The sequence below is a fragment of the Cupriavidus pinatubonensis genome (assembly GCF_019602855.1).
GTDB lineage: Bacteria > Pseudomonadota > Gammaproteobacteria > Burkholderiales > Burkholderiaceae > Cupriavidus > Cupriavidus pinatubonensis.
This window is the reverse complement of sequence record NZ_CP080767.1, coordinates 2,286,020-2,303,773: the sequence shown is the minus strand read 5'-3', so window position 1 is coordinate 2,303,773 and position 17,754 is coordinate 2,286,020. Positions and strand designations below refer to the sequence as shown.

Genomic DNA, 17,754 nt, shown 5'->3' with positions numbered 1-17,754 from the left:
AGGCCTACATGCCTGCAGAAGACAAGTTCAAGTTTCACCAGCAGCAGCTTGGCTCGCCATCGCGAGATTTCGTAGCGGCGACCAAGGACGATAACAACGATCTGCCGCAGGTGTCGCGTGCCATCTATGTGGGCACCGGCGGCGATGTCAATGTCACGCGCGAAGACGGCACCGTGGTGCTGTTCAAGAACGTCGGCTCGGGAACGATCCTGCCGATTCGCTGCTTTCGCATCAAGGCGGCCGGCACGACCGCCAGTGACTTCGTGGTGCTCTGATGCAGCTGGGCATCGGGCTCACAGTGGTCGGGGTGCGTGCGCCGCGCTACGACCCAGACGATCTGGCCAGCGGCACGCTGAGCCTGGATTTCACCGCGGTCAACGATCTCACGCTGTCGCTGGAGTTGGCTGGCGGTTTCTACCGTGGCTGGGTGGATGACCCCGCATGGCCTTACGGCGTAGTGGGCGTTTTCAAGGGGAAGGCATAACCATGCTGGTAAGCAAAAACTTTAGTGACCTGGTCACCCTCACGCGTGCCTCGGCGGCCTGGAGCTTCAGCGCAGGCGGTGTGCTGACGCAGGCGGCGGCCAACGTGCCACGCCTGGACTATGATCCGATTACGCGTGCGGCAAGGGGCTTGCTGATCGAGGAGCAGCGGGTGAACGTGATCCGCAATAACTCGATGGTAGGCGCCGTGGCGGGGGCGCCAGGCACGATGCCGACAAATTGGAATGTCGGCGGATTTGCCGGCTTGACGCGGCAGATTACCGCTGTCGGCGTAGAGGATGGCATTCCGTACTTTGAAGTGCGGATGAGCGGCACGACTGGCGATACCGTTGGTGCGTTCTTCGTGGATCCCACGCCGACCGTGGCCGGCGCTAACGGTCAGGTATGGTCACAGAGCACCTTCTGCGTGCTGGTGGCGGGCTCGCTAAGCGGCATCAGCATCAAGCATGGCTTGTACCAGCACGATGCCGCGCAAGCGTATCTGAGCACTGTGAATGGCCCCAACTTTGTCCCGCCTTCTGGCGGAAAGCTGTCGGCAGCGTGGCGATCAGATGCAATCACGGCGAACAGGCCTGAGACGGCCTACCTGCGCTATGGCCTGGTGGCCAGCTATGCGAATGGCGCAACGGTCGATTTCACCCTCCGCATCGGTGCCCCGCAGTTTGAGCTTGGCACCTTTGCAACGTCGACCATCTTGACTACCGGCGCGCAGGTTACCCGCGCGGTCGACAGCGCGATCATCACCGACTTGAGCAAGATCGGGTTCAATCCGAGCGAAGGTACGGTCGTGATTGGTGGCGAGTGCTACAACGCCAATGCCGTGCAACAGGGGGGGTCTTCGCCGCGCCTGATGGTCCTGTATTCCAGCGCGAATTCCAACGAGAACATGTCGATGTACCGGAGCTCGGCGGGGAATCAGGCGGGCGCATCGATTACCACCGGAGGGGCAGGTTATCCAGTGGTGGGGCCGGTCATCCCGAGCGGCAGCAAATTCAAATTGGCCTTTGCCTATAAGAGCGGAGACAACGCCCTTTGCTTGAATGGGGCCGTAGTCAATACGCTCGGGCAGATGACGCTGCCAAGCGGCATTGATCGCATGTCGATCGGCTCATACGGCGGCTCGTCCGGGTCGTGGAGCGGCTGGCTGACGTCGGTCAACTATATCCCGCAACGGGCCATCAACTCCAAGCTCCAGACTCTGACGACCTGACCAGGAGGTGATGATGTTTCACGACTACTATCTGCGCGGCCCCAATCGCGATGCCGTGCGTGCCGCGTTACTGGCGGCGGGCCTCACAGTTGAGGTGCAGGACGAAGACGGACAGATGATTCGCGTGCCGGCTGACGGCGTCAGCATCACTTCGCCCGGCGAGATCTCCATTGGCGGCGAGTGGGATGCCGAGGGCAACGAGCTCACGCCGCCCACGCCGGTGCCGGGCTGGCATACCAACCTTCGCCTGGTGCGGCCGCTGACCGAGGACGAGCTCACGCACGTCGGCGCATGGATTTTGGAGCCGTCGCCGGAGACACCATATCGGGTGTGGGCATGAGGCTCAGCACGCATCCGCTCGCGGTGATCCTCACGGCGTCGCGGCTCATCCCGGCGCGCTTCGATGGCTACACGGTCGGCCCGGTGGTGCTGGTGCGGCCCGGTACCAGTGAGGCGCTACTCGCGCACGAGCTCACGCACGTGCGGCAGTTCTGGCGTACCGGCGGCCTCTATGGATTGCTGACCTGGCTGAGTCCGCGTTGGCGCCTGCGCTTCGAGCTGGAGGCGTATCGCGCGCAGCTAGCGGTGACCGGGCCGCTGCCAACGCTGCATTTCGCTGCGGTGCTGGCCAGCAACTACGACCTGTCCATCACACAGGAGGAGGCCTACCGCCTGCTGACGGCCTAGCGCGCCACCCTGTCGACACCGGCCACCCTTCGCGGTGGCCTTTTTCATGCCCGCTACATGCGGGCGTTTTCATTTCCGGGGTCATGGACAAGCAAACTTTTCAGAAAGCCGCCGACATCAGTGTCGAGCTGGCGGATCGCTGGTATCCGCCGGTGTCAGCGGCGCTGTTCGAGTTCGGCATCCTTGCGCCGCACCGAGTCGCCGCCTGGATTGGTCAGGTGGGCCACGAATCGAAGGGCTTTACCACGTTGGTGGAGTCCTTCGATTACTCGGTGGAGGCGCTGGTGCCGCAATTCGGCAAGCGCATCACGCCGGCGATCGCTGCGCAGCTCGGTCGCCAGCCTGGCGAGCGCATGGTGCCACTGGAACGCCAGGCGCGTATCGCCGCGATCGTCTATGCCAGTCGCTACGGCAACGGCGAGGCGGCCAGTGGTGATGGGTGGCGGTACAGAGGACGTTCGCTCAAACAGGTCACGTTTCGCGCGAATTACGAGGCCTGCGGCCATGCGCTCGGCGTCGATCTAATCGCGCAGCCGGATCTGCTGGCCACCGACGACACGCTCGCCGCGCGCGCGGCTGCGTGGTTCTGGTACGCCAACGGCTGCAACCAGCTCGCGGATCTGGGTGACATCGAGCAGCTCACGCGGCGCATCAATGGTGGTCTTAATGGCTTGGTCGACCGGCGGCGTCGCTGGGGTATCGCCAAACAGTATCTCAACGTCTGAGGGGGGGATCGATGGTGGAACAGGAATACGGGACCTGGGGGACCTTGATCGGCCTCGGGGTGGTGGCGGCGATCGGCAAGCTGCTGGTGAGCCATGACCCGATCACGCCGCGCGTGGTGCTCGGCCGCGCGCTGCTGGGTGGCGTCACGTCGATGGTGGCGGGCGTGGCGCTGATCCAGTTTCCGGCGCTGCCGCCGCTGGGGCTGTGCGGCATTGCCGCGGTGCTCGGCATCATCGGCTCGCAAGGCCTGGAGGTGTATCTGCGACGTTGGGCTGACCGGCAGGGAGGCGGGCGCCATGGCAAGTCTTAAAGCGCTACTGGCCGAGCTGGCCAGCTACGTCCTGGTCGCGGTGCTGGGGGCCGTGCTCGGCGGTCTCGCGGCCAGCGCCTGGCAGGGCAGTCGCTACCAGGCGCAGTTGGCGGAGCTGCGCGCCGAGCACGCCCAGGCGATCGCCGCGGCCGAGCGCGAGGCGCGGCTGGCCACTGAGCGCTACCGCGAATCCGAACGTAATGCGGGCCTGGCCCGCGACAACATCCTGGCGCAGGCCAGAAAGGAATCCGATGCTGAAAAACAGGTGGTGGTGGCTGAGCTGGCTGCCTTGCGTACTGGTGCTCACCGGCTGTCCCTCCCCGTCCGTGCCAGTGCGCCCGGACCCGGTGCTGTGCCCACGGATGCCACCGCTGCCGGCGGAGCTGGCGCCGCGCGCGCCGAACTTACTGCAGAGGCTGGAGCAGCTCTCTATGCCATCGCCGCCGACGGGAACGCCGGCATCCGCGATGCCAACACCTGTATCGCGCTCTACCACGCCGTCCGCGAGCAATTGAACGCGGCGAGCGAGTAAAGACAGGGCGACCGCTGCCAGTGCCTCCACGCACCGGCGGCGGTCACCGAACCCACTGATTGCAGCAGTGAGCCCAGCCAAGGCCCTGCCACCTTCCTAGGAGGCGGGCGAATCATACCAAAAAGTGAAAGGCTCACCACAATGGCAACACCCATCATCCCGTGGATCGGCGGCAAGCGACGCCTCGCGGACACCCTGTTCTCGCGCTTTCCCGCGCATGAGTGCTACGTCGAAGTCTTCGCCGGCGGCGCGGCGCTCTTCTTCATGCGCCCGCCCGCCAAGGTCGAGGTGATCAACGACATCAACGGCGAGCTGGTCAATCTGTACCGCGTCGTGCAGCACCACCTCGAGGAGTTCGTGCGCCAGTTCAAATGGGCACTCACCAGTCGCCAGGTGTTCGACTGGCTCAAGGCCACGGCGCCGGCAACGCTCACTGATATCCAGCGCGCGGCGCGCTTCTACTACCTGCAGCAGAACTGCTTTGGCGGCAAGGTGGAAGGGCAGACCTTCGGGGTGGCCACCACCGCACCGCCGGGGCTGAACCTGCTGCGCCTTGAGGAGAACCTGTCGGCCGCGCACCTGCGCCTGGCCGGCGCCTTCGTGGAACACCTCGACTGGGCCGCGTGCCTGGCGCGCTATGACCGGCCCCACACGCTGTTCTACCTGGACCCGCCCTACTGGCAAACCGAGGGCTATGGCGTCGACTTCCCGCTGGCCGAATACGAGCGCATGGCGGCACTGATGCGCACGCTCAAGGGCAAGGCCATCGTCAGCCTCAACGATCACCCGGAGATCCGGCGCGTGTTTGCGGGCTTCGAGATGGAATCCCTCTCGATCGACTACACCGTCGGCGGCGGCAAGGGCGTGGCCAGTCGCGAGGTGATCATCTACAGCTGGGATCGGAGTGCCGAGCCGGCCGGCCTGTTCTAGACGGCCGCCATGCCGATCAGCAGTTATCGGCCAAGGCAAGTGACGCGAAAAAACCGCCCGATGTCGGGCGGCTCCTTTCCAGTTAGCGACGGGGGTCGTGCAGCCGGCCCTCGCGTGCCAACGCTAGCCCGGACTCCGCAAAGGTAATGGACTTCTGCAAATTGGCGATCGAGTCATGCGCATCGGCAATCGCGTCGTCTAACCACGTTCGCGTAGCAGGGTCGGCGCTATTGCGCGCTTCCCGTTGTTTCTGCTGGACGAGGGTGTCCAGGTGCTTGCGCGTCTCTTCCACCATCGATTTCTGGATCCCAATCCACCACTCCAGGTGCTCCGCACTTGTTTCGTTTGCCGTCATTGCATTCCTTTGCGTTGATAACCCCTTGGGGCGCTTTCTCTACTTCACCAGCGCGATGACCGAGACGACCAGCGACACGAGCGCGACCAGGACTGCGACCGCACCAATCATCACGTTCGCCGTGGTCGCCATGCGGTTGTAGTAGAACGTCCGCATTACCTCGATCGTCTTGGCAACGTTGTCGTCGCCGTCTGGATACACGCGTCGGTGTTCAGCAAATACCTTCGCCTCGATGGCCTCGTGAACCTCGTTGTTCCATTCGCCCAGCCAGTCCACGAGCGTTCGGACCAATCGTCGTTTCAGCATGTCGGTTTGCTCTGTCTGTTTCTCATATGAGGGGCTAGTGATCCTTGTCCCGCTGTCGCCATGCTTCCACTAGTTCCCCGTCGTCCGGGTACACAGGGGTGTAAAGAACCTTGCCGTGGCTCTTAAGCGTTAAGTCTCTTGCCCGAGTCCTAAGCAATTCATCGCGAACTTCCAAGGCACCTATCATCCCGTAGACATAGAAAACCGGAACGCCGAACCGCCTATAGTGTTGACGCTGACGTTTCTCATGCTCGCCGGATTTGCCTTTTGCGCGCATCGTCTTTATCTCGATGATGCATTTCAGTTGTTCCTCTTCGAAGACTAGGAGATCAAAAAAGCAGCGCTCCCCTGCGGGCAAATTGATGGCGGCTTCTCCGCGTACATCAAAACCGACTTCTAGGAGTTTCACAAAGAGCCATGCTTGTATCTCGAACTCGGTAGTCCGGCGGGGATATTTGACGAGAGGCTGATGCTCTTCGCTGAGGGGGGAGAGCACCGAAACAAATTCGGGTTTAATGGGCAATGTCTCGCTCTCTGTGCGCTTGATCCGACAGCGTAGGTTTTGGCGTAGGTTCTGTTTGAAACCCTTACTGGATAAGGGAAAGGTACTGCTGCATCAACCGTGGCTGCCCATGATACCTAGCTGGACTGGTGTCGGGGCGTGGTCTAGCTAATCGCCCAGCCAGGTGAGAGCCGCAACCGAATTTCCGGTCGCGGCTTTCGTGGGCAAATTACTTGGCAACCGTTAAGCCGCTGAACGTTGCTTTCCCATACTCGGCGACCAAAACCTGCGGCTCGGTTCCCCGCGAAGCAGCTTTTGCGGCGGCATGAGCCGCCTTGTAGACGGAATCGATGTCGGCCATGGAATCAATAATGTAGGTAGCGTCCGGCAGCCAGTAGTGGACGCCGGTCGCTGCGGTGATGTACCTACGGAATCCTCGTTGCTTCATGTAGGAGTGGAGGTTCTCGTAGTCCTGATACGTTCCGTTGTGAATGGTCAATCGCGCGATGTATTGCATTGCGTTCTCCTGCCGCGCAGGGCGGCTCAGTTCGTATGCACGCCTATCGCCAAGTGTCAAATCAGAAAGTTTTATTGGCGTGGGCGCGAGCTGCTGCATAGAATCGAGCCTCGAGAAGTTGGAGGTCCCCGTAGCCAAATACGTTTGGGAGCCACTTCTCCCGAAAGATGGGCGTAGTGAACCCGCGCAAGCTGGGAGATCTTGCTCACTTTCGAGGCTCTGTGCCTGGAGGCCCAATCAGCGATCGCTCGTGGAAAAGTAGAGCGCTGTTTGGGCCTTTGCTTTATTCAGCCCCCGAGGTGGCACTCGGTCGGGGACTGACTTATCTTCTTTTCACACGACTCTCCAGTAGCCACTATATCTAGTGGGGCGCGCTAAGATCTGGAGCAAGTGTAGTGGAAGAAATGGGAATGACCAGTCTTGACAAGCGTGGTTGCGACACCCGGATGACAAGTGCGGCAGCGCCACATTCTTAGAAACCTCGGTACGGCAAGGGATTTTGGCAAGACGTTCGCAAGCGCACATGTGTTGGAAATTTTTTTTATCCGTGTGGCGCGGCTGATAGCTCCAGGCCTTGGTGGGAGTAGAGAGGAATTAGCGCTTAGACCTCTTCGGCGGCACAGCGCCTGGCCGCTTGACCTTGATCCAATCTGTCGAGCGGACTCCAGAACGATACGGGCTTCCGACCCGCTTCCCGACGACGCCTTCTAGCTTTAGGGTGAGCACAGCCTCATAGAGCCAGCCACCGTCCTGGACATCCTGAACATACAAGAACCCGGGTGGGTCACTGGCGAGCAGGTCCCGAAGCGCGGCCTTGCGCCGTTCTAGCGGCAGCGCCCGCACGTCCCGCCCATCGCGAACCAGTAGGTCGAAAACGCAGTAGGCGACCGCATCGTCTCCGGAGCGCCGACCGCGCTGGCGTGCTCGAGCTAGCAACCGTTCGAAGTCACTGCGGCCGATGTCGTCCAGCACGCAAACCTCGCCATCGATGATATGGCCGGCCGGCAAGTCGGCCATTACCGCGACAAGTTCCGGGAACCAGGTGGTCGCATTGGCCCCGTTCCGTGACTTCAATTGCGGCGCACCGCCGGTGGATGCGAGCAGTCGGTAGCCGTCGTATTTGATCTCAAAATGCCAGCCTGATTCATATGGGATGGTCTTGCGTTCGCACAGCAGCATCGGCCGCAGATCAGCTAGCGTAGGCGCCGAGGGCAGCCGGCTGGCCATGGCATTAGCCCGGGATGTCGCGCGGGTCGTTGCCGAACGAATTGCGTTCGCGGATCTTCCCGTCCCGACCGTGAATCAACAGCTCGACCTTCTTTTCCTTGGCCTGCCGCGTGCCGGCGGCAATGGCGTCGGCCTGTGTATCAAATGTCTCGCGACCGTGGCCACCCTCGGTCTCGACGGCCCAGCGGTCGTCAGCCGGAACCACATGGATGTCTTGCCCAGGCATGGTTGTCTCCTTCTTGTACATGCAGCCAGCCTGCTCCAGCTTCGCGTGAACTGGTATAGGGCGCCGTCCGACAGCAATATCCGGTCTCTCAAACGCGCCCGCAGGCGCTCCTACGTCACTCCACCGCAGCCAGCTTCGCCGGCCTCGGCGCTGCAGCCATCTTTTCGGCCGGGTAGAGCTTCATGAATGTGCGGGCTACTTCTGGGTTGCCGCACTGCAGCCAGTCGTCCCATTGCTCGGGCGGCACAAGAACCAGGGATCGCTTTTCGTCGTTCGGTTTGTGCATGCGACCCATGACCGCATGGCCCTCGGCGTTCACGGTCAGCATGGTGAAGGTGTAACTGCCGTCGTACCAGCGCTGCCACAGTCCGGCAATGCCAAAGGCCGGCTCGTCGGCGGGCCGGATCCGGTACCAGACGCACTTCGGGCCGGCTTCGTAGTTGGGCTCATCAAACGATGCCGCAGGGATGAGGCAGTACTGGGTCTGGCGCCACGGGCCTTTGAAGGCGACACGTTCCGCCACGCTCTCGGAACGGGCGTTCATGGTGTCGTAGTCCTTCAGCTTTGGTGGCTGGCCCGTGCGTCGCTCGGTTTCTTCATTGCGCCGCTTGATCTCGAGCTTGGGCACCAGGCCGAACGACCCCATCACGCAGTCCCGCCCGCCGTCGCCATCGTGCAGCACGATCGGGGCGGCATAGTCGCGCCAGGTGTCCGGCTTCCACTCTTCCTCCGGCGGCTCGACTAGGAAGATGTCGCGCAACACCTTGCGCTGGAGGGGGGCGTAGTTGACGCACATGGCCTATCTCCTCGATCGAGCTTGACGTTCGGCGATTCTGGCGTTGCTGGCGCGGCGCATTTCCGCCAGCCGTTCTTCGTGCTCTGGTGGCCGCACTTCGCCGCGCTGGCCGCGGCTCCCTGGTATCAAGCTGCCGTAGTCCGCCTCAAATGCCTCAATGATGCACGGCTCGTTCATCAGGCTTTGAATCCAGCTCTCGTACTCCATGTTTCCCGAGAGCTTGTGCTGGAAGCGTTCGGCATGGTGATGCGAGTGAAGCACGACATTGCGCAGCCTGGCAATCTCCCAAAGCAGGTCCCGCACGTCGGCCGAGCGGTTCCGTGTCCACACATCCCGAAGCTCGTCGCGGGTGAGCGGAGGGTGGCGCGGGCTTACGAAGTCTCCAAGCATGGGGCGCCTCAGGCTGGTGTTACGCGCACCGCGTGCTGCTTATCAATGTCAATTCTTGCCGTGTACCCGAAAGAGCGCAGCCGACGGACGTCCTCGCGCGCCGACGCGGGGATGTCGTTGCGGCAGCCAAGCGCGGTGTTGCTGATGTGGAAAGTGCCGCAGGCGGGGCAGGTGTAGCGAAAGCCGCGTGGAGCGGCTCTCGTGCGTTCGGCCGCGGCCGAGCAGAGAGGGCAGTTGGCGGGTTCCGGGAGCATGGCGGTCTCGTGTCGGTGAACTGTATGCATATACAGTACATGAGGCGCCGAGCCGAACTCGAATGCTTGAGTTTACTGTATGGATATACAGTAAAGTTTAAGGGCCTAGAAAGTCGGGCCCACGCAAAGTGATCCCTGCGAATTCTATGCGACTGTAACTCATGCGTTTGAGTGCTTTTGCCGTGCGCAACTTGTCCTTATTACGCTCCAGTTCGGCTTCGCCGGAGCGCGAAGCCAAAGATTTCTGCGCCGGGCCGCTGGTGGCGCTTCCGCTCGCTCTTGGCCGGCTCGGATTCCCGGTGCAGATTCTTGGCCTTGATCTGGGTGTATCGCTGGAGCTGCTTCCAGTCGCGATGGCCGCTGACTAGCGCTACCTGCTCAATGGAGTAGCCGGCCTCGAAGAGGCGAGATACCCCCTCATGGCGGAGATCGTGGAATCGTAAATCCTCGATCCCTAAATCATTGCAAGCGCGCGGGAAGAGGGTGGAGAACGTCCTCTCGTTGTAGGGGAAGATCAGCTCGCCCTTGCGCGGCTGCCGCTGGACGATCGCCCAGGCATCTCCGAGCAGCGGCACCGTCTGGTCGTTGCCGATCTTCTCCTCCGGGTCTTTGCGGTCCCGGATCAGGATTGTCTTGTCGTCTTCGTGGATGTCATCCCACCGAAGTCGGGTGATCTCTCCGGCCCGCATCGCAGAAGCGATAGCGAATCGGATGATGTCCGGCATCGGCACGCGCTGGCGCGGCTTCTTCTCGAACCAGGCGCAGATAGCGTTGATTTCGGCTTCGGTGGGGCGCCGATCGCGCTTCTTGGATTTCCCGATTAGGCCGAGGTATCGCATGTTCTTGCGTGCCGCGGCAATGGGGCTCGGGGGAAGGGGGAGTTTCCACAGGGAGCGCGCCATTTCGAGCACCCCGTCCAGGTAGGTGAACTCCATGGCGACTGTGACACCGCCGGCTCCCATGGCCTTTCGACGCTTGGCATAGTCCACAACGGACGCTTCACTCAGCCTGGCGAGGGAAGTGTCGCCAATGTGGCGTTTCAGCATCGCCAGTGCCCCGGACTTACTGCGGCCGATGGGCCGCAGCTTGCCCACTTCCTCCTCGTAATCCTCGATCAGCCGCCGAATGGTAAACTCGGCCAGCTTTCTGTCGTCGGCGAACCCACCGCCCCGCAACTGACTTTCCACGTCTTGTGCCCACCGCTCCGCGTGCGACTTCTTTTCGAATGTGCGCGTTACCGGCGGGTGGCCTTTGCGTCGGACTTGGGCGCGCCACTTGTTGCCGACCTTGATGACAGACGCCAATCTTTCTCCCCTGGCTTGTAGCAATTTCGTAGCAATCGTAGCAGAAGCGAGGGTAATTTCTAGGAATTTGCAGTAAGAATCGGTCCAGCCGGTTCGCAATCAAATGACTGATATACAAGGAAAAACCGCTGCTACAAGCCCGCGCAGGGTATCTGTGGCGCCGATGATGGACTGGACCGATCGCCATTGCCGCACCTTCCATCGCCAGCTCAGCCGCCATACCTGGCTGTACACGGAGATGGTGACCACTGGCGCGCTGCTGCATGGAGATGTGCCACGGCACCTGGATTTCAACGCCGCCGAGCACCCGGTGGCGCTGCAACTTGGCGGCAGCGAGCCAGCAGATCTCGCCGTAGCCGCTCGCCTTGGCCAGCAGTGGGGCTATGCGGAAGTCAATCTGAATTGCGGATGCCCGTCCGAGCGCGTACAGCGTGGTGCATTCGGCGCTTGCCTGATGGCCGAACCGCAACTCGTGGCCGACTGCGTGAAAGCCATGCGCGATGCCGTGTCGATTCCCGTTACGGTCAAGCATCGCATCGGCATCGATAAGGTCGAGCATTACGGTTTCGTTCGGGATTTTGTCGGAACCGTGGCGCAGGCAGGCTGCGAAACGTTTATCGTCCATGCACGCAATGCCATCCTGAAGGGGTTGAGCCCGAAGGAAAATCGCGAGATCCCGCCGCTCCGCTATGAAGTTGCCTATCAGTTGAAGCAGGATTTCCCGCAACTGGAGATCCTGATCAACGGCGGCATCGTCAGCTATGACGAAATGGCGAGCCACCTCGAGAATGTCGACGGCGTGATGATCGGCCGGGAGGCTTATCACCAGCCCTATGTGCTGGCGGAGATGGATGGCCGGTTCTACGGCGACGCGGAGGCGCCGGTGCGATCGCGGCTGGACGTGGAGCTAGCCATGCAGCGCTATATCGGCGAACTGGTGGAGCGCGGCGGTTACATGGGCGCCGTCACGCGCCACATGCTGGGCCTCTACCGCGGTGTGGCGGGTGGCCGCGGCTGGCGGCGCGTGCTGTCAGACGCCAAGCGGATGTCGGCGGCCCGCACGCATGCCAATGTGGATGCGCTGTTCGAAGAAGCGCGGTCCCATCTGCATGCTAACGCCCCGCTCGAACCCGAGCATCGCGCAGCCGCATAGGCGATTCGGAGGGGCGGCGCCAGAAAAGTCATCGAATAAATACTCTAATTCCGAATGGTGGATTTATGCATCAGGGCAGGGCGGGTAGCGGGAGCGGCACTTGCGTCGATTCGTCGCCCGGAGACCCGCACCAGGAAAGGGATTCCCCTAATTAGCCGAAGGCAGGCCCTTTCTTACACTGTGCCTGCCCTCGAATACAGGGCTTTCTTCAACTGATTATTCAGCCCGCTTTGCGGGCTGCTTTTTTTTGGGGTTGTGCGACGGCGACTTCGGTTTACCCGAATGGCGCTAGTCCCGATTGCCAGTTACATTGGAACGGCCTTCAGGGCATTTGAGATCGCAAAAGTTAAGAGTCCGCGCTGCGGGCTCTTTTTTTTGGGGCGTCTTTCATGTCGAGCAATGACGCTTTGATAGTACTGTGACGATAAAGTTCCACGCCGTGTGAGCTATTTGCTCGTATGGCTGACGCCGACGTCAATCGTGCCGTAGGTGGTAATGCTCGACCCCGACCCGCCATCTGTTGCGCCACTACCGGCGCAACCTGCCAGCGCCATTGCCAACAGGGCTGCTGCTGCCATGCCAAATACCTTGTTCACTGCCGAACTCCTGAAAGCGACACAGCAACTTTGGCTGTGGCGATGCCAAGGGGTTCCGTACGAATGATCCGGCAGATGCCAAAAAAGACAGGCGGCGCTTTAGTCGGCCGCCTGACGGGAAGGTCGAGGGGGGTCAATTTCCCTCGGAGGAGAGTATCTGTGTGCGACGACAACTGTTGAACCCTGCGTAGGTAGGGGCTGTGCGTAGCATATATGCGGGGAAATCGGATATCGCTTTCCGGCTGGCGTAGCCGTTGGATACCCTGAAAACACAACAGCCGCTTGAGAAAGCGGCTGTTGTGCAAAGATATTCTTGGGGTGGCTGATGGGACTCGAACCCACGACGACAGGAATCACAATCCTTTGAGCAACTTGCTTAAGAATCAATAACTTGCCGTTGTTCGTTGGAATCTGGTACCAGCCGGAAACCCGCATAACTACACGCACAGTTTCAGCATCTTCCAACGTTTTTCGAGGCTTCACCGGGTCGCTTTCACCTTGCGCACGCGCCGCCTGTCGTAGACCTTGGCCACCATCTTTCCGTCCGTGTGGCCCGTGGCGTCAATAATCTTCGCATCCCCTTCGTCCATCCGCTCGGTGACTGCACTCGGGCGCATATCGGCCAGGGCGAATCGCTTGAACGCCACTTCCTTCTTTGCCGCCTCGGCCTCGCAGTAGGTCATCAGGCGCCCCCAGATCGTGTTCCAGCCGCTGCGGCTGTAGCGCTGGCCGGCGGTGTTCCCGAACACGTACATCCCCGCGGTGCGCTGCAGGCTGATCGCTTCGTCGACTGCGGCGCGCAGCTCCGGCGACCAGTGCACCAGCTTCCACCGCTGGGCCTGACCTGCCTTGCGCTTACCGACCGGTACCTGCAGGCCGTCCGGCAGGATGCGCTGGCGCAGCAGCCCGCGCATCTCTTCCGGCCGGCTGACGGTCAAGTAGGCCACCCACGCGCACAGCGCCATGATGTGGTAGCTGCCGCCGCGCTGGCGCGCCACCTCGCGCATGATCGCGATCTCGGCATCGCTGACCACCCGGTCGTTTGGTTTGGTCGGGTTGTATTTGATGCCGCGGCACGGATTCTCTTCCAGATCACCTTGGCGCCGGCCGTATTCGAGCACGGCGGACAGGAGGGCGATTTCCTTGTTCGCTTTGGCTGGCGCTCCCTTCTTTGCCCGATCGGCCAGATACCGGTAGATGTGGACCGGCTTGATGGCGGCAGGGCGCACCTTTCCGAAAACGCTGTTGACCTTTTTTGCCTCTCGCTTGTTCTCGTCGAGCGTGCCTTGCGCCTTCCGTAGCTCGCTGTCGCGGGGCAGGGCATCCTGCCAGTCGAAATAGCGCTCGAACAATTCTTCCGTGGTCCCAGCGCGCACCACGTTGCCGTTCAGCTCGTTAGCGCGGCGGATGGCCTCGTCCTTGATGGCCTTCACAGCTTCCGCATCGCGCGTCGGTGCCGAGAGGCGGAACGCCCAGCGGCCGTCGGCCAGCTTGTAGCCGAAGCTGGTCGTGCGTGCGCCGACCCGTGGATACAGGCGGTAGGGCAGCCCGTCTGGGCGCTTGCGTCGTCCGATCATGATCAGATCGCCGAGAAGTCGGGTTCGGCTTCTTCGACCGTGTCCTGCGCCACGACCGGCGCGAGTCCGCGCATGCGAGCCTCAAAGTAGGCCCGATCCACCTGGGGGAAGCCGCGCAGGTTGGGAATGAACGGCACGCCATTGCGGGCCAGATGCCGCCGCATGCAGGCGTAGCTGTTGCTCGCACAGCCGATGATGTCGGCCAGTTCATCGGCGGTCAGGAATGCGCCCATGTTGCTCTCCCAGTGCTGCCGGGTTGTCATGATGATCCGTTCTACGTTCTGCTGCATTACCAATGTGATGCGTATTTCTGCTTTAGCGATGTGGTAGGTAATTATCGCCTTTGGATAATTCGGGATAAATGCGTCTGAACTCGATCACCCAGACCCACGGGTTCGCCTCCCACGCGCCTGCGCCATTGATTTGCTCCCATAGCTGCGCGTACCACGACCGAGAGAAGTCCTCGTATCCGAACTGACGGGATACCACGTCGATCGACGGATGACTCGGCGGCGCGCCTTCGGCGATTGCGTCAGCCTGGCTACAGTCGTTCAGCCGCTCTACCCGCACGCCGGTTACCTCCAGCAGGATGCGCGATAGCGCGCGTGGCATGTGGATGCTCGGCTTCCAGGTGATGGCATCCGCCGGCGGGACGTTCTCAAAGGCGGCCGGCACGCACGCGGGATAGTCCGCGCGGTAGACGGTCGGACCCGGATCCAGCGCGGCCGGCCGTGCCCACGTCTCACGCACCCACAGGCGGTCACCCGGCCTACCGTAGGGGCAGGCTACGCGCTGGATGCACTCGTGCACCTCGTGGCCGGGGCCGTCGCCATACAGCCATGACAGTTCAGCCACGCCAGGTTCGTCCTCTATGCCGACACTCAGGCTCGGACCGGTAGCCTGGTTCAGCACGCGCCGCGTCTGCGTCTTCCGGCCGTCGAGGATGGCGAGCACCATGGCGCCGGAGAAGAGGATGGGGCGTTCTTTCGTCATGGCAAAATGGGTTTCCGTTCTTTATAGGAGTGAACGTGAGCAGCGTTCCTTGGCACGTTCTTGATGGCAAGTTCGTCTACATGGTCACCACATTCCAGGACAGCGATGGATGGTGGCGCGCTCAGTACGTTTGGCGTATCGGAGCGACTGATGAGGATGCGCATGAGCTGCTGGCCGACAGATTTGGCGGTATGAAGGTGCGCATTACATACAGCCACTTCCCGACCGAAGATGAGGCAATCAGTGCTGTCGAGGCTGAGATCCGGCTGCATGCCGGATTTGGCCGAACACATCAATAGCGCGCTCATGCTTGGGGCTCCAGCACGAGCCCAGGCTGCCGCGTCCGGTCGGCCTGCAGCGCGATGTATTCCGGATTCAGTTCAGCGCCGAGCCATCGACGGCCCAAGCGCTGTGCGACGCTGGCCGTCGTGCCGGAACCCATGAACGGATCGAAGACGATGTCGCCGGGGCGAGATCCCGCCAGGATGCAAGGCTCGACTAGCGCCTCCGGGAAGGTCGCGAAGTGCGCGCCGTCGTACGACTGCGTCGGAATGGTCCAGACGCTGCGGCGGTTTCGCGTTCCGACCACATCCGTCACGGCGGCGCTGTATGACGCGTTCTGCTTCACACGAGGCTTCACGATTGCGTCATAGCCGCGTCCAAAGCCGACACCGGTACCAGGGTAGCGTCCCTTCAGTTCGCGGTGGCCGCCAGGCGACGTGTCCCACCCGCTCGGTGCGGCCTTTGGGTTCACACCAGATCCGCGCGCGTGAGCGCCACCGGTGACGGGCTCTTGCATAGCGTCGAAATCGTAGAAGTACTTCTCGCTCTTGGTGAGCAGGAACAGGTACTCGTGCGCTTTCGTGCAGCGATCGCGCACGCTCTCGGGCATCGGGTTGGGCTTGTGCCAGATGATGTCCTGGCGAAGCCACCAGCCGGCGTCCTGCAGCGCGAAGGCAAGTCGCCACGGCTGGCCCATCAGATCCTTGGACTTCAGGCCCAATTCACGGCCGCGCGTCCCAGTGCCGCTGCCGAAGCGCGGGCTCGCGCCGATCTGCCTGGCGCTGGCCACACTGCGGCCGGTCATATCGCCCATACCTTGAGGCCTGCCCTGTGCGCCCCACGATCCGGCATAGGCATCCCCCATGTTCAGCCATAGCGTGCCGTCGTCGGCGAGCAACTGGCGGCATAGATCGAACACCCCGACCATGTGGGCCAGGAATTCCTGCAGCGAAGGTTCCAGACCTAGCTGGCCGTCGACGCCATAGTCGCGCAGACCCCAATACGGCGGACTCGTGACGATGCACTGCACGCGCACGCCCGAGGCGATCAGATCGCGCACGACGGCGCGGCAGTCACCTTGGTAGCAGTGGTCGAGGATCACGCTGCCTCCCGGATTGCCGAGATGATGTCGCGCGCCACCGGCGGGCAGACAGCGTTGCCCAGAAGATGAACGGCCGTGCGGTGCTGAGGCGGCAGCCGGTAATCCACTGGGAAGCCCATAGCGGCTCGGCATTCCTCGGCGCGCAGCATGCGCATGCGATCGCCGTCGATCACGGCGTAGCGGTCGCGCGTTGTGATCGTGCCGAGCGGTCGACCCAGCGACCGGCCGCCGGCCTCGTTGCCGTAATAGGCGGTCAGGAAGCGATCACCATGCGCGCGCCGCCCATTGGCGATGCGTTGGAGTGTTGCCGCAGCGCGGCCGGGCTTCTCGACAGATGACCAGTTCCCCACGCCGAAGTCGATGATATCCGCTGCGGGCACGTGCTTGCGTTGGGGCAGCTGAAGCATCATCGGGCGCTCACTCTTGCTTAGCACCAGATACAGCCGCTCGCGATGCTGCGGCACGCCGTGATCGGCTGCATCGATGATGTGCGGTGCCACCTGATAGCCCAGCGCCTGCAGCGCAAGTCGCCATGCTGGATACAGAGACCACTGCACGAACTCCGGAACGTTCTCGACAATGCCGAAGGCCGGCCGGTGATACTCCAGCGCGGACACAACTGCCCAGGCTGTCGAGCGGCTGGCGTCGTGCTGCGGATTGTTGGCTGATTTGCCGCGCGCCTTACTGTGGCCCTGGCAGCAGGGCGACGCCAGCAGAATGTCGTGCGCGGGGACTTTCGTCCAGTCGGCTTGATGCAGATCCTGGCAGACGTGCTGCGTATCCGGATGATTTGCAGCGTGTGTCTCCACGGCTACGGGCCAGTGGTTGCCGGCCCATACCACTTTGATTCCCGCCATTTGCGCACCTGTGGAGAAGCCGCCGGCCCCGGCAAACAGGTCGATTGCTTTCATGCTGCGATCCTTGCGGACGTTTCCGCATTCAAATGCAGTACTGGATTCCGACTCGTCGCATGGAAGGCATAGCCGCCGTCGATAGACTGGCTTCCATGGACACGACACACGAACTGCGCGCCGAGATCGCGGCGCTCCACTGCACGCTTCGCAACCTGGCGAAGGCCTGCACGATCAAGGACCGTATCGATGCGCTGGCCGTAGCGATCGACGACTGCTACGACCTGTGCGAGCACATGCCCGAAGCGGAGGCCGACCTGGTCTACCGCGCGATGGCGCGATGTTGCGCCGCTGTGGCGATGATGGATGATGACTGCTGACGCGCTCATGCTAGGATGCCTCCCAAAAATAGGAACGGGAGCATC

General features: G+C 62.0%; 27 protein-coding genes. 12 read left to right on the top strand and 15 right to left on the bottom strand.

The genetic code is table 11. The annotated features are described in order from the left end of the window. Positions 1 to 8: 8 nt before the first annotated feature. The 9 genes from K2O51_RS23300 to K2O51_RS23260 all read left to right on the top strand — a co-directional run bounded on the left by K2O51_RS23300 (position 9) and on the right by K2O51_RS23260 (position 4,898). Entirely contained in the window at positions 9 to 275 is a 267-nt protein-coding gene (locus K2O51_RS23300) for a spike base protein, RCAP_Rcc01079 family (RefSeq protein WP_220630838.1), read from the top strand. After that, entirely contained in the window at positions 275 to 484 is a 210-nt protein-coding gene (locus K2O51_RS23295) for a hypothetical protein (protein WP_220630837.1), read from the top strand. The genes K2O51_RS23300 and K2O51_RS23295 overlap by 1 nt, the downstream gene beginning before the upstream one ends. A 2-nt stretch (positions 485 to 486) precedes the next feature. Beyond that, a complete protein-coding gene (locus tag K2O51_RS23290) occupies positions 487 to 1,713 on the top strand; it encodes a phage head spike fiber domain-containing protein (protein ID WP_220630836.1) in 1,227 nt (408 codons plus the stop codon). 10 nt (positions 1,714 to 1,723) lie between these two features. Continuing rightward, positions 1,724 to 2,053, top strand: coding sequence for a hypothetical protein (locus tag K2O51_RS23285; RefSeq protein WP_220630835.1), 330 nt, complete (start codon positions 1,724 to 1,726; stop codon positions 2,051 to 2,053). After that, on the top strand, positions 2,050 to 2,400 hold the full coding sequence (locus tag K2O51_RS23280; RefSeq protein WP_220630834.1) for a DUF4157 domain-containing protein: 351 nt from the start codon (positions 2,050 to 2,052) through the stop codon (positions 2,398 to 2,400). The genes K2O51_RS23285 and K2O51_RS23280 overlap by 4 nt, the downstream gene beginning before the upstream one ends. Before the next feature lie 83 nt (positions 2,401 to 2,483). Beyond that, positions 2,484 to 3,125 (top strand): glycoside hydrolase family 19 protein, encoded by a 642-nt coding sequence (locus K2O51_RS23275; protein WP_220630833.1) that lies wholly within the window; start codon positions 2,484 to 2,486, stop codon positions 3,123 to 3,125. Positions 3,126 to 3,136: 11 nt separating this feature from the next. Next, positions 3,137 to 3,436 (top strand): phage holin family protein, encoded by a 300-nt coding sequence (locus tag K2O51_RS23270; RefSeq protein ID WP_220630832.1) that lies wholly within the window; start codon positions 3,137 to 3,139, stop codon positions 3,434 to 3,436. Continuing rightward, positions 3,423 to 3,968, top strand: a complete 546-nt coding sequence (locus K2O51_RS23265; RefSeq protein ID WP_220630831.1) for a lysozyme — start codon at positions 3,423 to 3,425, stop codon at positions 3,966 to 3,968. The genes K2O51_RS23270 and K2O51_RS23265 overlap by 14 nt, the downstream gene beginning before the upstream one ends. A gap of 141 nt (positions 3,969 to 4,109) precedes the next feature. Continuing rightward, positions 4,110 to 4,898: a DNA adenine methylase gene (locus tag K2O51_RS23260; protein WP_220630830.1), complete on the top strand. Its 789-nt coding sequence runs from the start codon at positions 4,110 to 4,112 to the stop codon at positions 4,896 to 4,898. Positions 4,899 to 4,980: 82 nt separating this feature from the next. Here the strand turns inward: K2O51_RS23260 and K2O51_RS23255 are convergent, their stop codons facing one another. The 9 genes from K2O51_RS23255 to K2O51_RS23215 form a co-directional block, all read right to left on the bottom strand. After that, positions 4,981 to 5,253 carry a hypothetical protein gene (locus tag K2O51_RS23255; RefSeq protein ID WP_220630829.1) on the bottom strand — a complete coding sequence of 91 codons (273 nt, stop codon included), beginning with the start codon at positions 5,251 to 5,253 and terminating at the stop codon, positions 4,981 to 4,983. Between the two features lie 39 nt (positions 5,254 to 5,292). Further along, complete coding sequence (locus K2O51_RS23250) at positions 5,293 to 5,559, bottom strand: hypothetical protein (RefSeq protein WP_220630828.1); 267 nt, start codon at positions 5,557 to 5,559, stop codon at positions 5,293 to 5,295. 34 nt (positions 5,560 to 5,593) lie between these two features. Further along, complete coding sequence (locus tag K2O51_RS23245) at positions 5,594 to 6,082, bottom strand: hypothetical protein (RefSeq protein ID WP_220630827.1); 489 nt, start codon at positions 6,080 to 6,082, stop codon at positions 5,594 to 5,596. A gap of 208 nt (positions 6,083 to 6,290) precedes the next feature. Then, positions 6,291 to 6,578 (bottom strand): hypothetical protein, encoded by a 288-nt coding sequence (locus K2O51_RS23240; RefSeq protein WP_220630826.1) that lies wholly within the window; start codon positions 6,576 to 6,578, stop codon positions 6,291 to 6,293. Positions 6,579 to 7,172: 594 nt separating this feature from the next. After that, positions 7,173 to 7,805: an ATP-dependent DNA ligase gene (locus K2O51_RS23235; protein WP_245001873.1), complete on the bottom strand. Its 633-nt coding sequence runs from the start codon at positions 7,803 to 7,805 to the stop codon at positions 7,173 to 7,175. Between the two features lie 4 nt (positions 7,806 to 7,809). Further along, entirely contained in the window at positions 7,810 to 8,031 is a 222-nt protein-coding gene (locus K2O51_RS23230; RefSeq protein WP_220630825.1) for a DUF2188 domain-containing protein, read from the bottom strand. 115 nt (positions 8,032 to 8,146) lie between these two features. Then, the gene (locus K2O51_RS23225; RefSeq protein WP_220630824.1) at positions 8,147 to 8,827 is read right to left on the bottom strand and encodes an SOS response-associated peptidase; all 681 of its coding nucleotides are present in this window, start codon (positions 8,825 to 8,827) and stop codon (positions 8,147 to 8,149) included. 3 nt (positions 8,828 to 8,830) lie between these two features. Then, entirely contained in the window at positions 8,831 to 9,217 is a 387-nt protein-coding gene (locus K2O51_RS23220) for a hypothetical protein (RefSeq protein WP_220630823.1), read from the bottom strand. A 454-nt stretch (positions 9,218 to 9,671) separates the two neighbouring features. Next, positions 9,672 to 10,775, bottom strand: a complete 1,104-nt coding sequence (locus tag K2O51_RS23215) for a site-specific integrase (RefSeq protein ID WP_220630822.1) — start codon at positions 10,773 to 10,775, stop codon at positions 9,672 to 9,674. Between the two features lie 103 nt (positions 10,776 to 10,878). Here K2O51_RS23215 and dusA point away from each other — a divergent pair, with 103 nt between their 5' ends. Then, on the top strand, positions 10,879 to 11,928 hold the full coding sequence (dusA, locus tag K2O51_RS23210; protein ID WP_220630821.1) for a tRNA dihydrouridine(20/20a) synthase DusA: 1,050 nt from the start codon (positions 10,879 to 10,881) through the stop codon (positions 11,926 to 11,928). 446 nt (positions 11,929 to 12,374) lie between these two features. Here the strand turns inward: dusA and K2O51_RS23205 are convergent, their stop codons facing one another. The 4 genes from K2O51_RS23205 to K2O51_RS23190 all read right to left on the bottom strand — a co-directional run bounded on the left by K2O51_RS23205 (position 12,375) and on the right by K2O51_RS23190 (position 15,094). Then, positions 12,375 to 12,524 carry a hypothetical protein gene (locus K2O51_RS23205; RefSeq protein WP_166486968.1) on the bottom strand — a complete coding sequence of 50 codons (150 nt, stop codon included), beginning with the start codon at positions 12,522 to 12,524 and terminating at the stop codon, positions 12,375 to 12,377. A 479-nt stretch (positions 12,525 to 13,003) separates the two neighbouring features. After that, positions 13,004 to 13,957: a site-specific integrase gene (locus K2O51_RS23200; RefSeq protein WP_220630820.1), complete on the bottom strand. Its 954-nt coding sequence runs from the start codon at positions 13,955 to 13,957 to the stop codon at positions 13,004 to 13,006. 146 nt (positions 13,958 to 14,103) lie between these two features. After that, positions 14,104 to 14,391 (bottom strand): DUF4224 domain-containing protein, encoded by a 288-nt coding sequence (locus tag K2O51_RS23195; RefSeq protein ID WP_220630819.1) that lies wholly within the window; start codon positions 14,389 to 14,391, stop codon positions 14,104 to 14,106. Between the two features lie 25 nt (positions 14,392 to 14,416). Continuing rightward, entirely contained in the window at positions 14,417 to 15,094 is a 678-nt protein-coding gene (locus K2O51_RS23190; protein ID WP_220630818.1) for a hypothetical protein, read from the bottom strand. A gap of 35 nt (positions 15,095 to 15,129) precedes the next feature. On the opposite strand from K2O51_RS23190, the gene K2O51_RS23185 reads away from it, so the two are divergent. Beyond that, positions 15,130 to 15,393, top strand: a complete 264-nt coding sequence (locus K2O51_RS23185) for a hypothetical protein (protein ID WP_220630817.1) — start codon at positions 15,130 to 15,132, stop codon at positions 15,391 to 15,393. A 5-nt stretch (positions 15,394 to 15,398) separates the two neighbouring features. On the opposite strand, the gene K2O51_RS23180 is transcribed toward K2O51_RS23185, so the two are convergent. Together K2O51_RS23180 and K2O51_RS23175 are read right to left on the bottom strand one after the other, a co-directional pair. Next, positions 15,399 to 16,478 carry a DNA-methyltransferase gene (locus K2O51_RS23180; RefSeq protein ID WP_220630816.1) on the bottom strand — a complete coding sequence of 360 codons (1,080 nt, stop codon included), beginning with the start codon at positions 16,476 to 16,478 and terminating at the stop codon, positions 15,399 to 15,401. After that, positions 16,475 to 17,389 carry a DNA cytosine methyltransferase gene (locus K2O51_RS23175; RefSeq protein WP_220630815.1) on the bottom strand — a complete coding sequence of 305 codons (915 nt, stop codon included), beginning with the start codon at positions 17,387 to 17,389 and terminating at the stop codon, positions 16,475 to 16,477. The genes K2O51_RS23180 and K2O51_RS23175 overlap by 4 nt, the downstream gene beginning before the upstream one ends. Before the next feature lie 95 nt (positions 17,390 to 17,484). On the opposite strand from K2O51_RS23175, the gene K2O51_RS23170 reads away from it, so the two are divergent. Next, positions 17,485 to 17,709: a hypothetical protein gene (locus K2O51_RS23170; RefSeq protein ID WP_220630814.1), complete on the top strand. Its 225-nt coding sequence runs from the start codon at positions 17,485 to 17,487 to the stop codon at positions 17,707 to 17,709. Positions 17,710 to 17,754 lie beyond the last annotated feature (45 nt).